This is a genomic window from Blautia glucerasea (assembly GCF_013304385.1).
GTDB lineage: Bacteria > Bacillota > Clostridia > Lachnospirales > Lachnospiraceae > Blautia_A > Blautia_A ammoniilytica.
Genome location: NZ_JAAITU010000005.1, coordinates 61,489 through 76,326, shown reverse-complemented (window position 1 = coordinate 76,326; position 14,838 = coordinate 61,489). Strand labels below are relative to the sequence as shown.

Annotated in this window: 13 protein-coding genes, 4 tRNA genes and 1 riboswitch; of the genes, 15 read left to right on the top strand and 2 right to left on the bottom strand. The window is 44.0% G+C overall.

The window, feature by feature from the left end:
- Positions 1-133 precede the first annotated feature (133 nt).
- From guaB to G5B11_RS03555, 4 genes are all read left to right on the top strand, one after another.
- Positions 134-1,591: an IMP dehydrogenase gene (gene guaB / locus G5B11_RS03570; protein WP_158421321.1), complete on the top strand. Its 1,458-nt coding sequence runs from the start codon at positions 134-136 to the stop codon at positions 1,589-1,591.
- 2 nt (positions 1,592-1,593) lie between these two features.
- Positions 1,594-2,376 carry a peptidoglycan recognition protein family protein gene (locus G5B11_RS03565; RefSeq protein ID WP_173726913.1) on the top strand — a complete coding sequence of 261 codons (783 nt, stop codon included), beginning with the start codon at positions 1,594-1,596 and terminating at the stop codon, positions 2,374-2,376.
- A gap of 85 nt (positions 2,377-2,461) precedes the next feature.
- A riboswitch (ZMP/ZTP riboswitch) is annotated at positions 2,462-2,544 on the top strand.
- A gap of 66 nt (positions 2,545-2,610) precedes the next feature.
- On the top strand, positions 2,611-3,324 hold the full coding sequence (locus G5B11_RS03560; protein ID WP_173726912.1) for an IMP cyclohydrolase: 714 nt from the start codon (positions 2,611-2,613) through the stop codon (positions 3,322-3,324).
- Positions 3,325-3,346: 22 nt separating this feature from the next.
- Positions 3,347-4,531 carry a phosphoribosylaminoimidazolecarboxamide formyltransferase gene (locus tag G5B11_RS03555; protein ID WP_173726911.1) on the top strand — a complete coding sequence of 395 codons (1,185 nt, stop codon included), beginning with the start codon at positions 3,347-3,349 and terminating at the stop codon, positions 4,529-4,531.
- Positions 4,532-4,734: 203 nt separating this feature from the next.
- On the opposite strand, the gene G5B11_RS03550 is transcribed toward G5B11_RS03555, so the two are convergent.
- Positions 4,735-4,807: transfer RNA gene (locus tag G5B11_RS03550), tRNA-Gly, on the bottom strand.
- Between the two features lie 206 nt (positions 4,808-5,013).
- Between G5B11_RS03550 and G5B11_RS03545 the strand changes: the two genes are divergently transcribed.
- The 3 genes from G5B11_RS03545 (at position 5,014) to G5B11_RS03535 (ending at position 5,275) form a co-directional block, all read left to right on the top strand.
- Positions 5,014-5,086 (top strand) — tRNA-Val (locus G5B11_RS03545).
- A gap of 15 nt (positions 5,087-5,101) precedes the next feature.
- A tRNA-Met gene (locus G5B11_RS03540) sits at positions 5,102-5,175 on the top strand.
- 26 nt (positions 5,176-5,201) lie between these two features.
- Positions 5,202-5,275, top strand: a tRNA-Met gene (locus tag G5B11_RS03535).
- A gap of 125 nt (positions 5,276-5,400) precedes the next feature.
- On the opposite strand, the gene G5B11_RS03530 is transcribed toward G5B11_RS03535, so the two are convergent.
- Positions 5,401-6,534, bottom strand: coding sequence for an ROK family transcriptional regulator (locus G5B11_RS03530; RefSeq protein ID WP_173726910.1), 1,134 nt, complete (start codon positions 6,532-6,534; stop codon positions 5,401-5,403).
- Between the two features lie 282 nt (positions 6,535-6,816).
- On the opposite strand from G5B11_RS03530, the gene G5B11_RS03525 reads away from it, so the two are divergent.
- From G5B11_RS03525 to trpA, 8 genes are all read left to right on the top strand, one after another.
- A complete protein-coding gene (locus G5B11_RS03525; RefSeq protein WP_330382902.1) occupies positions 6,817-7,878 on the top strand; it encodes an NAD(P)-dependent alcohol dehydrogenase in 1,062 nt (353 codons plus the stop codon).
- A gap of 428 nt (positions 7,879-8,306) precedes the next feature.
- Positions 8,307-9,794 carry an anthranilate synthase component I gene (trpE, locus tag G5B11_RS03520; protein ID WP_173726909.1) on the top strand — a complete coding sequence of 496 codons (1,488 nt, stop codon included), beginning with the start codon at positions 8,307-8,309 and terminating at the stop codon, positions 9,792-9,794.
- Positions 9,791-10,363 (top strand): anthranilate synthase component II, encoded by a 573-nt coding sequence (locus tag G5B11_RS03515; protein WP_173726908.1) that lies wholly within the window; start codon positions 9,791-9,793, stop codon positions 10,361-10,363. The genes trpE and G5B11_RS03515 overlap by 4 nt, the downstream gene beginning before the upstream one ends.
- Before the next feature lie 50 nt (positions 10,364-10,413).
- Positions 10,414-11,424, top strand: coding sequence for an anthranilate phosphoribosyltransferase (gene trpD, locus G5B11_RS03510; protein WP_173726907.1), 1,011 nt, complete (start codon positions 10,414-10,416; stop codon positions 11,422-11,424).
- Positions 11,425-11,440: 16 nt separating this feature from the next.
- Positions 11,441-12,241, top strand: a complete 801-nt coding sequence (gene trpC / locus G5B11_RS03505) for an indole-3-glycerol phosphate synthase TrpC (protein ID WP_173726906.1) — start codon at positions 11,441-11,443, stop codon at positions 12,239-12,241.
- Positions 12,229-12,834, top strand: coding sequence for a phosphoribosylanthranilate isomerase (locus tag G5B11_RS03500; protein WP_173726905.1), 606 nt, complete (start codon positions 12,229-12,231; stop codon positions 12,832-12,834). Before trpC ends, G5B11_RS03500 begins: the two co-directional genes overlap by 13 nt.
- A gap of 42 nt (positions 12,835-12,876) precedes the next feature.
- On the top strand, positions 12,877-14,061 hold the full coding sequence (trpB, locus tag G5B11_RS03495) for a tryptophan synthase subunit beta (RefSeq protein ID WP_173726904.1): 1,185 nt from the start codon (positions 12,877-12,879) through the stop codon (positions 14,059-14,061).
- Positions 14,054-14,833 (top strand): tryptophan synthase subunit alpha, encoded by a 780-nt coding sequence (gene trpA / locus G5B11_RS03490; RefSeq protein ID WP_173726903.1) that lies wholly within the window; start codon positions 14,054-14,056, stop codon positions 14,831-14,833. The genes trpB and trpA overlap by 8 nt, the downstream gene beginning before the upstream one ends.
- Positions 14,834-14,838 lie beyond the last annotated feature (5 nt).

The window sequence follows — 14,838 nt, the reverse complement described above, 5'->3', positions numbered from 1 at the left end:
CGGCCTGACCCAGTGTGTCATGCTAAGAACTTTTAAGGCTAACCCGGTATTGACACTGATTATTTTTTTTGCTAAACTATGGAACAATACATAAAAAATAAAACACAAAACATTTAACAAGGGAGGAAATGCAATGGGTACTATCATTGGAGAGGGCATTACATTTGACGATGTTCTTTTAGTTCCGGCGTATTCAAAGGTAATTCCGAATCAGGTTGATGTAACCACGTATCTGACCAAGAAAGTAAAATTAAACATACCGCTGATGAGTGCAGGTATGGATACCGTTACAGAGCACAGAATGGCGATTGCCATGGCCAGACAGGGTGGTATTGGTATTATTCACAAGAATATGTCTATCGAGGCGCAGGCTGATGAGGTAGATAAAGTTAAGCGTTCCGAGAACGGCGTTATCACAGACCCATTCTATTTGTCCCCAGAGCACACATTGAAGGATGCCAACGACCTGATGGCAAAATTCCGTATTTCAGGTGTTCCGATCACAGAAGGCAGAAAGCTGGTAGGTATCATTACCAACCGTGACCTTAAGTTTGAGACAGACTTTTCCAAGAAGATTAAAGAATGCATGACTTCTGAAGGACTGATCACTGCAAAAGAAGGGATCACTCTTGAAGATGCAAAGAAGATTCTTGCCAAGTCCCGTAAAGAGAAGCTTCCCATCGTTGATGATGACTTCAACTTAAAGGGACTGATCACTATTAAGGATATTGAGAAGCAGATCAAATATCCGCTGGCAGCGAAGGATTCCCAGGGACGTCTGCTCTGTGGTGCAGCTGTAGGTATTACAGCTAATGTACTTGCACGTGTAGAGGCACTGGTTGCAGCTAACGTAGATGTGATCGTGATCGATTCAGCCCACGGCCATTCTGAGAATATCCTCCGTGCTGTTCGGGAGATCAAGGCAGCATATCCGGAGCTTCAGGTGATCGCAGGGAATGTAGCTACAGGAGCAGCTACAAAGGCTCTGATCGATGCAGGAGTGGATGCTGTTAAAGTTGGTATCGGACCTGGATCTATTTGTACTACCCGTGTGGTTGCCGGTATTGGTGTTCCGCAGATCACAGCAGTTATGGACTGTTACGAAGTGGCAAGCCGTTATGATATCCCTATCATTGCAGATGGTGGTATTAAGTATTCCGGTGATATTACTAAGGCGATCGCAGCAGGTGCTAATGTGTGTATGATGGGAAGCATGTTCGCAGGATGCGATGAGAGTCCGGGAACATTTGAATTATATCAGGGAAGAAAGTACAAGGTATATCGTGGTATGGGATCTATTGCAGCTATGGAGAACGGCAGCAAGGATCGTTATTTCCAGGAGAATGCCAAGAAGCTTGTTCCTGAAGGTGTTGAGGGCCGTGTAGCATACAAGGGCCATTTGGAGGATACTGTATTCCAGTTAATGGGCGGTCTTCGTTCAGGTATGGGATACTGTGGCGCCGAGAATATTGAGATACTGAAGACAACCGGCAGATTTGTTAAGATCTCCGCTGCATCTCTGAAAGAGTCTCATCCTCATGATATCCACATTACAAAAGAAGCACCGAACTACAGTGTAGATGATAAATAAATATGACAGATAAATCTCCCAGGCCGTCTTTTCCAAGGCGGCCTGATTTACATAAAGAGAAAAGAACAATACCTGGAAAAAGGCAGCGGATACGGCAGCGTAACCGGCGGCTAATCCTTGCGTGCAGCCTTTTGCTGCTGATCCTTGTCTGCATGATCTGGCTGATCAACAGAAAGTATACAGCAGATCAGTCAGAGGAAATGACCAGTCAGAATGCATCCAGTGCAGAAGGTACTTCCGATGGCCCTCAGCAGTGGCAGGAACAGGGAGCACCGTATATTGATGTGCAGCTGCTTACCCCTAATGAGTATTCCAGGCCGCAACTGCCCATTGCACAGGTTAATTATATTGCCATTCATTATACAGCTAATCCGGGAGCCTCTGCACAGGACAACAGGGATTATTTTGAGAATCTGTCCTGGACCCATGAGACAAAGGTAAGCAGTCATTTCGTGATTGGACTGGAGGGCGAGGTGATCCAGTGTATTCCATCTTCTGAGATGTCCTATGCCACCAATTCCAGGAACGTAGACACTTTGTCTATTGAGTGCTGCCATCCAGACGAGACCGGGAAGTTTAATGATACCACTTATGAATCTTGCGTAAAACTGGCAGCCTGGCTTTGTGTGCGTTTTGGACTGGATCAGGATGCAGTGATCCGGCATTATGATGTAACAGGGAAAGAATGCCCTAAATATTATGTGGATAATCCTCAGGCCTGGGAGCAGATGAAGGCTGATATACAGGCTCGCATTCAGGAGATTCAGGCGGTTCAAGTCGAGTAGCCGCGAGACTTGGCGCGTGAATAGGTTTTTCAACACCAAATATTTTTGGGGGCTTGAAAATAGGAAAAATCTATTGTATAGTAAAAAAGAGCTGCACAACTGGCGGATCGTAGGGCAAACCTACAGGGAGTGCAGTATATGAAAATGTCGACCGCCTGGGCAGCCTGGTAAGAGGGCTTCCCAGGTTTTTTTGTACACAAAAAAGAGAAAAGGTAAAGCAAAGGAGCAAAGATTATGGAAATGTTGTCACTGGAAAAAGAACTGAAAGAAAATTCTTATCCTGGCAGAGGGATCGTGATCGGACGGTCTGCAGATGGAACAAAGGCTGTAACAGCATATTTTATCATGGGCAGAAGTGAAAACAGCAGAAACCGTATTTTTGTAGAAGAAGGAGAGGGGATCCGTACACAGGCCTTTGACCCTTCCAAACTGGTTGATCCAAGTTTGATCATTTATGCTCCGGTACGTGTTCTGGGCAATAAGACGATTGTTACAAATGGTGATCAGACAGACACCATCTATGAGGGAATGGATCATCAGCTTACATTTGAACAGTCCCTTCGCAGCAGAGAATTTGAGCCAGATGGACCAAACTATACGCCTCGTATTTCCGGTGTTATGCATGTGGAAAATGGTTCCTACAGCTATGCAATGTCTATTTTGAAAAGCAATAATGGGGATCCATCTTCTTGCAACAGATATACCTTTGCCTATTCAAATGCAAAAGCAGGAGAAGGACATTTTATCCACACATACAAGTGCGACGGGAATCCGCTTCCAAGCTTCGAAGGAGAGCCTAAGCTGGTAGCCATCCCGGATGATATGGATGCATTTGCAGATTTGTTGTGGAACAGCCTGAATCCTGACAACAAAGTATCTCTGTTTGTAAGATACATTGATATTGCAACAGGCAGCTATGCATCAAAGATCGTAAACAAGAATCAGTAATCAGAAGAAGGAGGAGACAATAATGAAAGAATTAGAGTTAAAATATGGATGCAACCCAAATCAGAAACCTTCCAGGATTTACATGGAGGATGGATCAGAACTTCCAATCAAGGTTCTTTCAGGAAGACCTGGATACATTAATTTTCTGGATGCATTTAACGGATGGCAGCTGGTACGCGATCTGAAGAAAGCTACCGGTCTCCCAGCTGCCACATCTTTCAAGCATGTTTCACCTGCAGGGGCTTCCATTGGCCTTCCGCTGACAGAGACTCTTGCAAAGATCTACTGGGTAGACGATATGGATTGGAAGAACTTTTCACCGCTGGCATGTGCATATGCAAGAGCAAGAGGTGCAGACCGTATGTCATCCTTTGGAGATTTCATTTCCCTTTCTGATGTGTGTGATAAAGATACAGCCCTTTTGATCAAGAGAGAGGTATCTGACGGTGTGATCGCACCTGGATATACACAGGAGGCATTGGAGATCCTTCAGCAGAAGAAAAAAGGCAACTACAATGTGATCCAGATCGATCCGGACTTTGTGCCTGCACCTGTAGAACATAAGCAGGTATATGGTGTTACTTTTGAACAGGGAAGACAGGAGCTGGCTATTGACGATCAGCTGATCTCCAATATTGTGACTATTAAGAAAGATCTTTCAGAAGAAGCAAAAAGAGATATGAAAGTGGCTCTTATCGTCTTGAAGTATACTCAGTCCAATTCTGTATGCTACGTAAAAGACGGACAGGCTATTGGTGTTGGTGCAGGACAGCAGTCTCGTGTGCATTGTACAAGGCTGGCAGGACAGAAGGCTGATAACTGGTTCCTTCGTCAGAGTCCGAAGGTGCTGAACCTGCCTTTTAAAAAGGAGATTTCAAGAGCAGAACGAGACAATGCCATTGATGTGTATATTGGTGAGGAATACATGGATGTTCTGGCTGACGGTAAGTGGGAGAAAACCTTTACACAGAAACCGGAGATTTTTACAGCCCAGGAGAAACGTGCATGGCTGGATCAGATGACAGATGTAACACTTGGTTCTGATGCATTCTTCCCATTCAGCGACAATATTGAGCGTGCACATAAAAGTGGTGTGAAGTATATTGCACAGCCTGGTGGATCTGTAAGAGATGCAGATGTGATCGCTACCTGTGACAGCTATGGAATGGTTATGGCATTTACCGGAATCCGTCTGTTCCACCATTAATTGATTTTAAAGAAAGCAGAGCTATAAATATAGTAATAAGACAGCAGGACTTCTTAGCGTATAGCAGGAAGTTTTGCTGTTATTTTATGTAATAGGAAATTACTCCATAATGTTTCCTTGTATAAAAACGCTCCGCAGGATGCAGCAATTGACTGGAAGATTCTAAACAAAAAAAACCGGAAGAAAAATCTTCCGGCATCAAGAGCGATAGACGGGGCTCGAACCCGCGGTCTCGACCTTGGCAAGGTCGCGCGTTACCAACTACGCCACTATCGCATTTGTTATTGCTTGTCTCAAGGACAAGACATATATTACCATATAAATGAGTGGTTGTCAAATGGTTTTTTGGAAAAATTATATTTTTTTTATTATTTTAAAAACTCAAAAAATTTAAAAAAGTTGTTGACAAAGTGACGGATATGATAGTATAATAGCAAAGCAAGTTGTGACAGGGATGAATACTTTTTTACAGCTTGATACATGGGGTCTTAGCTCAGCTGGGAGAGCATCTGCCTTACAAGCAGAGGGTCATAGGTTCGAGCCCTATAGGCCCCATACTTATGAATATATGGCGAGATAGCTCAGTTGGCTAGAGCACACGGTTCATACCCGTGGTGTCGAGGGTTCAAATCCCCCTCTCGCTACTTGTGATGTACCAACAATTTTATATGGCGAGATAGCTCAGTTGGCTAGAGCACACGGTTCATACCCGTGGTGTCGAGGGTTCAAATCCCCCTCTCGCTACTATACGAGAACTGCAGATCATGTGTATCTGCAGTTTTTTTTGCTTTATAGGATACCAGTGTTACAAGGTCTTTCATCCACTTATGAGCAAACTCATGTGGATGAAAGGCCTTTTGACCCTGGTATCATCCTTGCATTTCATATGGGAAGTTTTTTACAAACTGGTCAATATAATAAATGGCTGCGCCTACAGCTGATGCTTCTGTACGATAATGGCAGGCATGGATAAAGCTTCCATCATTTTCAAAAGGATTCAGCTTTATGGCTTTTTTGCGGAACAGATCCAGGTAATCAGCCATATAAGCACCTACATTACCACCAAGGATAATATTACAGTCAAAGCACATTCTAAGATTATTTACGGCAATAGCCAGATAGTCCAGGTAGCTGTCGAAAACATTTCTGATTCCCTGATTATTACCTGTTTTCAGGATATCAAAAAATTCTTTTAAATTCCCATCTGTAAAATCTGTAAGGGCGTTTGCTGTACAATAAGCGTCAAGACAGCCATAACTGCCACAGTAACATTTCTTACCATGAGGGATAAGGGCCATGTGACCAAATTCACATCCCCGGTTGTGATCCCCTGTGTATAAAGTCCGTCCATTTATATAAGCACCGCCTACGCTGCTGGAAAGGGAAAGATAGATCAGGGAACTGGTATAATGCCCACGCCAGCTTTCTGCAAGTCCTGCAGAATTGGAGTCATTGAAAAAAAGAAAAGGCTCATGGATATAGCTGGACAAAATACTGTAAATATTAAATGGAAGAGGGATTACGGTAGCGTAATTGATAGTTTTGTGGTCATCCCCTAACAGCACTGGTACAGAGATCCCGGTGCCAAGAAGACAGGAACGGTCAGGAAGATTCTGGGAGATCATATCTTCGTATTCCCTAGCAAGAGTTGAAAAATACTGATCGCTTGCTTCAAAGGGAATACGCAGACGTCTGGTATCCAGAATGTTCAGGCCAAGATCTACCAGAACAATGGAAAGATGGTTCCTAGTGATGTCAATTCCGGCTGCATATCTTGCTTGAGGAACGTATTCATAAAGGGTTGCCTTTCTTCCACCTGTAGACTGGGATTCTCCTGCACTTTTTACAAGCCCTGCATTGCACAGGCTGTTCAGACAGCGGGTAGTGGTGGGAAGACTGATATCTAGAGTCTGGGAAATCTCCTGCCTGGAACAGGATGCTCCATAATATAATAATCGGTAAATATCCCCGGAGGTTTTTGATTTTGCCAGGTATTCGTCCATTGTTTTACTCCTTTTTTAACAACAGATCCTGTGTCCATAGTTATGCAGCCATAGGCAAATCAGATCTTTTGTATTTTCATCATTATACCATTTATAATATTTAAAATCCAGAACTTAAATAAAAACTTTTATTAAAATAATTATAAAAGAATACGAAAATACTTAGATATTAAGACAGAATACGAAAATAATCTTATAAATAGAAAAAACTTATATAAAACTATTGACATAAGTGCGAGCCGATACTATACTTTTATTAAAAAGCAAAAGGGGGTTTTACATATGAGTCATGTAAAAATGATGCAGAAAGGTGCTTTTATGAGAGGCACAGACAAGATGATTGTAAAAGAGATTCCAGTACCGGAGATCGGAGATAAAGAAGTTCTTGTATCGCTAGAGTATGTGGGAATCTGTGGATCTGATGTACATTATTACCATAATGGCTGCTGTGGTGCTTACAAGGTAGATCTTTCCCAGGATTACATGCTTGGACATGAATGTGCAGGAACCATTGCAAAAATCGGTAAGGATGTTACCAGCCTGAAAGTAGGAGACAAGGTGGCACTTGAACCGGGTATCACCTGCGGAAAATGTGAATTCTGTAAATCTGGCCATTATAATCTATGTCCGGATGTGGTTTTTCTTGCAACGCCACCAGTACAGGGATGTAATGAAGAATATATGGCATTTCCTGAGGATATGTGCTTTAAGCTTCCTGATAACGTTTCTACAAAGGAAGGCGCATTGATCGAGCCATTATCTGTAGGATTTTATGCGGCAGAGCAGGGGGCAGTAGGTACAGGAGACACTGTAGTGATCCTGGGATCAGGATGTATCGGACTTGTAACACTGCTTGCATGTAAGGCGCACGGCGCCGGTAAGATCATCGTTGCAGATCTGGTGCAGGCACGTCTGGATAAGGCTATGGAGCTTGGTGCCACTGCAGTTATAAACAGTGGCAAGGAGGATGCACTGGCAAAGATCCGTGAGCTTACAAATGGCCGTGGTGCTGATGTGGTATTTGAGACTGCTGGTTCACCAGTAACCATAGCACAGACTCCGTTTATTGTAAGAAGAGGTGGCACTATTACGTTGGTAGGTATTTCCGCACAGGAAGAGATCAGCTTTAATTTTGCACAGATCATGGATAAGGAAATTACTATCAAGTCCGTATTCCGTTATAAGAATATTTATCCGAAAGCAATTGCAGCTGTATCCAGCGGTGCTATCAATGTTAAGAGTATTGTTACTCATGAGTTTGATCTGGAGCACATTCAGGATGCTTATGATGAAGCTGTGCATAACAAGACAGATCTTGTGAAAGCCGTTGTAAAAATTAAATGAAAAATGAAACAAAATGCTTGACAATGAAACAAAAACATGGTAATTTATAAAAAATAATTTAACAAGATAAACCGTTGAAGCGGAGATAAAAACAGCTCAGCGCGCACAGAGAGTCCGGGAAGGTGAGAGCCGGGTGGAATGCAGGCTGTTAAATGGACCGCAGAGGGCACAGGGAAAGGCATTTATTAATGGCCAAGTATTCTGTGACGTGAAGGCATACGTCAGTTGCCAGGAATATGATAGTATTCCTCAAAGTGTACGGTCCGTCCGTAAATCAAGGTGGCACCGCGGGTGAATGATACTCGTCCTTGACAGAAGCAGATTCTGTCAAGGGCGTTTTTTATTTATATAAATATCTGAAAACATACCTTCAGACAGAGCTGTCAGATGATATTCACATAATCAAAAACTGATCAGGAGGTGTTCCTATGTACCCATCATTAGAAACTGTAAAACAACTGGCATCACAGGGAGACTACAAAAGGATTCCGGTATGCAGGGAATTATTTTCCGATAAGTATACACCTGTGGAAGTGATGCGCATGTTGAAAAAAGCAAGCCATCACTGCTATCTGTTGGAAAGTGCAAGCCAAAGTGAAGCATGGGGCAGATATTCATTTCTTGGATATGACCCGGTGATGGAAATTACCTGCTGTGAGGGTGAAATGAAGATCCGGAATACCGGAGAAAACGGAAATCAGGAAGAGAAGATCTGTCATGTAACTCATCCTGGAGAAACCCTGCGTCAGGTACTGGATCAGTACAAAAGTCCTAAAGTAGAAGGCCTTCCTACATTTACCGGCGGCCTGGTTGGATATTTTTCTTATGACTATATCCGATACAGTGAACCGAAACTGAAGCTGGGATCTAAAGGACAGCAGGATTTCAGGGATATGGACCTGATGCTTTTTGACCAGGTGATCGCCTTTGATCATTACAGACAAAAGCTGCTTCTTATCACAGGGGTAAAAACAGAAAATATAGATATTTCTTATCAGGAAGCCCAAAAGAAGCTGCAGGACATGGCAGATCTGATCAAAAAGGAAGATAAAATGGAATTTCCTCCTATTCATTTGCTGTCAGAAATCCAGCCTGAACTTCCGGAAAAAGAATATTGTCAGATCGTAGAAAGAGCAAAGCAGTATATTAAAGAAGGAGATATTTTCCAGGTGGTGCTGTCCAATCCTATGAGGGCAAAGGCAGAAGGAAGTCTGTTTGATACTTATCGCGTGCTGCGGGCAACCAATCCATCTCCTTATATGTTCTATTTTTCCAGTGACGACATTGAGATCGCAGGTGCATCTCCGGAAACTCTGGTGAAGCTGGATCAGGGCAAGCTTAGTACTTTCCCGTTAGCCGGAACCAGGCCAAGAGGGAAGGACAGGGAAGAAGATCTGGCATTGGAGGCAGAACTTCTGAAAGATGAAAAAGAACTGGCTGAGCATAATATGCTGGTGGATCTGGGAAGAAACGATATCGGAAAGATTAGTAAGATCGGAACTGTACAGGTGGAAAAATACCTGGATGTAGAGCGGTATTCCTGTGTGATGCATCTGGGGTCTACTGTGATCGGGCAGATCCGGGATGACAAAGATGCAGTGAATGCAGTGGATGCCATTCTTCCAGCAGGAACTCTTTCCGGCGCACCTAAATTTCGCGCCTGTCAGATCATTGATGAACTGGAAAAAAGTAAACGTGGTATTTATGGGGGTGCCATCGGATATATGGACTTTACAGGAAATCTGGATGTATGTATTGCCATCCGTCTTGTGTATAAAAAGAATGGCGAGATCTGTATCCGATCTGGTGCAGGAATCGTGGCAGACAGTGTACCTGAAAAGGAATTTATGGAATGTAAAAATAAGGCAAAAGCGGTGGTTCGTGCACTTGCCCAGGCAGAGGAGGGAATCCAATGATCCTGTTGATCGATAATTATGACAGCTTTTCTTATAATTTATACCAGCTGATCGGCTCTGCAAACAGTGATATTAAGGTGATCAGAAATGATGAATACACAGTAGATGAAATCATGAAAATGAAGCCAGAGGCCATTGTTCTTTCCCCGGGGCCCGGAAGACCGGAGGATGCAGGAGTATGTGTGGAGGTGATCCGTACTTGTGGAAGAAAAATCCCGATCCTGGGTGTTTGTCTGGGGCATCAGGCCATTTGTCAGGCCTTTGGAGGAACTGTAACCTATGCAAAAGAATTGATGCATGGGAAACAAAAAGAGATTATCCAGACCTGTGAGAACCGTTTGTTCGCAGGACTTCCTGAAGTATTTAAGGCAGCCAGATACCACTCCCTGGCAGCAAAAGAAGAAACCCTTCCAGAAGAATTAAGGGTTACTGCCAAGTCGGAAGATGGGGAAGTAATGGCTGTGGAACATACAAAATACCCTGTGTTTGGGGTGCAGTTTCATCCGGAATCTGTGATGACACCGGATGGGAAAAAGATGATTGAAAACTTTTTGGACAGCATCAGATAAAAACAAGATTTTCTGGACAGCATCAGACAAAAAAACGAGGAGGATGAACTATGATCAAAGAAGCGATTATCAAATTATCAAAAAAAGAGGATCTTACTTATAAGGAAGCAGAAACGGTAATGAATGAGATCATGAGCGGAGAAGCAACACCTGTACAGATGTCAGCATATCTTACAGCCCTGTCTCTGAAAGGAGAGACCATTGACGAGATCACTGCATCGGCAGCAGGCATGCGTGCTCATTGCGTAAAGCTTCTCCATGATATGGATGTACTGGAGATCGTAGGAACTGGCGGAGACGGTGCCAACTCCTTTAATATTTCCACTACCTCAGCCCTGGTGATCGCAGCAGGCGGTGTGCCAGTGGCAAAACACGGAAACAGGGCAGCTTCTTCCAAATCCGGTGCAGCGGATGTGCTGGAAGCATTAGGGGTAAAGATCACAGTTTCACCGGAAGAAAGTGCAAGGATCCTGAAAAAGATCAATATCTGCTTCCTGTTTGCACAGAATTATCATTTTGCAATGAAGTATGTGGCACCGATCCGAAAGGAATTGGGAATCCGCACAGTATTTAATATTCTTGGTCCTTTAAGCAATCCTGCAGGTGCAAATATGGAACTGATGGGTGTTTATGATGAAACATTGGTTGAACCTTTGGCACAGGTTATGGCTAAGCTGGGTGTTGTAAAAGGTATGGTGGTATACGGACAGGATAAGCTGGACGAGATTTCCATGAGTGCGCCTACAACTGTCTGCGAGATCCGTGATGGATGGTTCCAGTCTTATCAGATCCGGCCGGAGCAGTTCGGGTATAACAGCTGTGCGAAGGAAGAACTGGCAGGGGGGACTCCTGAGGAAAATGCACAGATCACCAGAGATATTCTGGAGGGCAGGGAAAAAGGGCCCAAGCGTCAGGCAGTATGCTTAAATGCAGGTGCATCCCTGTATATTACCGGAAAGGCCAAAACCATAGAAGAAGGTGTAAGGATGGCCGAAAGCCTGATCGACAGCGGCGCTGCTGTAAAGAAGCTGGAAGAATTTATATACGAAACTAACCATTGAAAAGGGACTGGAAATTATGAATATTTTAGAGGAAATCGGTGAAAAAACAAAGGAGCGGATCCGGGAAGAAAAGAAACAGTGTTCTCTGGAAGAGATGCGTAATAGGGCAGAGCATACAACAGAAAATAAAGAAAAACCTGGTTTTTTACAGGCACTTAAAGTACAGGGAATGTCTTATATCTGTGAAGTGAAAAAAGCTTCTCCATCTAAAGGGCTGATCGCCCCAGAGTTTCCCTGGCTTGATATTGCAAAGGAATATGAGGCAGCAGGGGCAAGTGCTGTTTCCTGCCTTACAGAGCCTTTCTATTTTATGGGACAAAACGGTTACCTTGAAAAAATCGCAGAAGAAATAAACATACCGGTACTTCGCAAGGATTTTACAGTGGATGAATATATGATCTATCAGGCAAAGGCACTGGGAGCCAGTGCAGTGCTTTTGATCTGTTCTCTTCTTGATGATGTTAAGCTGCGTAACTTTTATCAGCTGACAAAGGAGCTTCATATGGATGCTTTGGTGGAAGCTCACGATGAAAAAGAAGTTCTCCGTGCTTTGGATTGCGGGGCTAAGATCATTGGAGTAAATAACAGGGATCTGAAAACCTTTCAGGTGGATACAGGGAACAGTATCCGGCTTCGGAAAATCGCACCTGTTGATGCTGTTTTTGTATCAGAAAGCGGGATCCGTACCTCCGAAGATATTCACAGGCTTCGGGAAAATGATATTCAGGCTGTATTGATCGGCGAAACGCTGATGCGCAGCCCGGATAAAAGAAAGGCACTGGAACACTTAAACGGGGGCCCCTTATGCCAAAAGTAAAGATTTGTGGTTTAAGAACTATGGAAGATATACAGGCAGTAAACAGCTGCAAGCCTGATTTTGCCGGATTCATTGTTGAATACCCTAAAAGCAGAAGATCGATTACTTCTGATGAGTTAAAGAAGCTGATTCGTCAGCTGGATCCTTCTATCTGTGCAGTTGGAGTGTTTGTAAATGCACCATTTGTGCTGGTGGCTGACCTTTTAGATCAGAAGGTGATCCAGATGGCACAGCTTCACGGACAGGAAGAGGAAGCCTATATCCAGCAGCTGCAGGATGAAACAGGAAAAAAGGTGATCAAAGCTTTTTCTGTAAAAACGGAAGAAGATATTGCCAAGGAAAAAGCAAGCATCGCAGATTATATCCTTCTGGATCAGGGCAGCGGAGGCACTGGGAAAACCTTTGACTGGATGCTGGCAGGGGGGATTTCCAGACCTTATTTTCTTGCAGGAGGACTTGGAGTGGATAACCTGGAAAAAGCTGTGCATTACTTAAGCCCCTGGGCTGTGGATCTTAGCAGCAGTGTGGAAACAAATGGAAAAAAAGATCCTGAAAAGATCAGACAGGCAGTAGAACTGGTGAGAAAGCTATAAAATGGCAAAAACTTTTGAAATACAAGCAGGAGGATAAGAAATATGTCTAAAGGCAGATTTGGAATACATGGAGGCCAGTACATTCCGGAAACACTGATGAATGCAGTACTGGAGCTGGAAGAGGCCTATGAGCATTACAAGAATGACCCGGAATTTAACAGGGAATTAACAGAGCTTTTTAATGAATATGCAGGCCGTCCATCCAGACTTTATTATGCAGCACATATGACAGAAGATCTGGGTGGTGCAAAGGTTTATCTGAAAAGAGAGGATCTGAACCATACAGGAGCCCACAAGATCAACAATGTGCTGGGGCAGGTGCTTCTTGCAAAGAAAATGGGAAAAACCCGTGTGATCGCAGAAACAGGTGCAGGGCAGCATGGAGTGGCCACAGCTACTGCAGCCGCCTTGATGGGGATGGAATGTGAAGTCTTCATGGGGGAGGAAGATACCAAAAGACAGGCATTAAATGTATACAAAATGAAGCTTCTGGGAGCAAAGGTACATCCTGTAACTTCCGGCACAGCAACCTTAAAGGATGCAGTTTCTGAAACCATGAGAGAGTGGACGAACCGGATCGCAGATACCCATTATGTACTTGGCTCTGTAATGGGACCCCATCCTTTCCCTACCATTGTACGTGATTTCCAGGCTGTGATCTCCAAAGAAATTAAGGAGCAGATGCTGGAAAAGGAAGGAAAGCTTCCGGATGCTGTTCTTGCCTGCGTAGGCGGCGGCTCCAATGCAATCGGTACCTTTTACCATTTTATTGAAGATAAGGAAGTACAGCTGATCGGCTGCGAGGCAGCAGGCCGGGGCATCCATACTGCAGAGACTGCAGCTACCATTGCAACAGGAAAACTGGGGATCTTCCATGGAATGAAGTCATATTTCTGCCAGGATGAATATGGACAGATCGCTCCGGTGTATTCCATTTCCGCTGGATTGGATTATCCGGGGATCGGACCTGAGCATGCCCACCTGTATGATACAGGAAGAGCACAGTATGTACCTGTAACAGATGATGAAGCAGTGGATGCTTTTGAATATCTTTCAAGGATCGAGGGCATCATCCCCGCCATTGAAAGTGCCCATGCAGTGGCCTATGCAAGAAAGATCGTACCGGACATGAGAAAAGACCAGTGTGTAGTGATCACGATTTCAGGACGTGGAGATAAGGATTGTGCAGCAATTGCCAGATACAGAGGGGAGGATATCCATGAATAAGAATATAGCAGCAGCATTTGGTAAAGGAAAAGCATTTATTCCCTTTGTTACCTGCGGGGATCCATCCCTTGATGTAACAGAGCAGATCGTATATGCAATGGAAGAGGCAGGGGCAGATTTGATCGAGCTTGGGATCCCATTTTCCGATCCAACAGCAGAAGGGCCTGTGATTCAGGCTGCCAATGTAAGAGCATTAGGCGGAGGCGTAACAACAGACAAGGTTTTTGATATGGTGGTTCGGATTCGTAAGAAAACCAGGATCCCTATGGTGTTTATGACTTATGCAAATGTGGTTTTTTCCTATGGAACTGAAAGATTTATCAAAAAAGCGTCTGAAGTCGGAATGGACGGACTGATCCTTCCGGATGTACCATTTGAAGAAAAGGAAGAATTTGACAGCGTGTGCAAAGCATATGGAATAGATTTGATCTCCCTGATCGCACCTACTTCCCACGAAAGGATCGCAATGATCGCAAAAGAGGCGGAAGGTTTTGTATACTGTGTGTCTTCTCTTGGAGTAACCGGTACTAGAAGCCAGATTACCACAGATATCGGGGCAATGGTGCATCTGGTAAAAGCAGAAAAACAGATTCCCTGTGCGGTAGGCTTTGGAATCAGTACACCGCAGCAGGCAGCTAAAATGGCAGAACAGTCCGACGGGGCGATCGTAGGTTCTGCTATCGTCAAGCTGTGTGCCAGGTATGGAAAGGATTGTGTGCCTTACGTAAAGGAGTATGTGAAATCTATGAAGGATGCTGTACGTAACGTATAGCAGAT

Coding starts and splice junctions, on each gene's coding strand:
- guaB (WP_158421321.1), top strand. CDS start 134: ATGGGTACTATCATTGGAGAGGGCATTACATTTGACGATGTTCTTTTA.
- G5B11_RS03565 (WP_173726913.1), top strand. CDS start 1,594: ATGACAGATAAATCTCCCAGGCCGTCTTTTCCAAGGCGGCCTGATTTA.
- G5B11_RS03560 (WP_173726912.1), top strand. CDS start 2,611: ATGGAAATGTTGTCACTGGAAAAAGAACTGAAAGAAAATTCTTATCCT.
- G5B11_RS03555 (WP_173726911.1), top strand. CDS start 3,347: ATGAAAGAATTAGAGTTAAAATATGGATGCAACCCAAATCAGAAACCT.
- G5B11_RS03530 (WP_173726910.1), bottom strand. CDS start 6,534: ATGGACGAATACCTGGCAAAATCAAAAACCTCCGGGGATATTTACCGA.
- G5B11_RS03525 (WP_330382902.1), top strand. CDS start 6,817: ATGAGTCATGTAAAAATGATGCAGAAAGGTGCTTTTATGAGAGGCACA.
- trpE (WP_173726909.1), top strand. CDS start 8,307: ATGTACCCATCATTAGAAACTGTAAAACAACTGGCATCACAGGGAGAC.
- G5B11_RS03515 (WP_173726908.1), top strand. CDS start 9,791: ATGATCCTGTTGATCGATAATTATGACAGCTTTTCTTATAATTTATAC.
- trpD (WP_173726907.1), top strand. CDS start 10,414: ATGATCAAAGAAGCGATTATCAAATTATCAAAAAAAGAGGATCTTACT.
- trpC (WP_173726906.1), top strand. CDS start 11,441: ATGAATATTTTAGAGGAAATCGGTGAAAAAACAAAGGAGCGGATCCGG.
- G5B11_RS03500 (WP_173726905.1), top strand. CDS start 12,229: ATGCCAAAAGTAAAGATTTGTGGTTTAAGAACTATGGAAGATATACAG.
- trpB (WP_173726904.1), top strand. CDS start 12,877: ATGTCTAAAGGCAGATTTGGAATACATGGAGGCCAGTACATTCCGGAA.
- trpA (WP_173726903.1), top strand. CDS start 14,054: ATGAATAAGAATATAGCAGCAGCATTTGGTAAAGGAAAAGCATTTATT.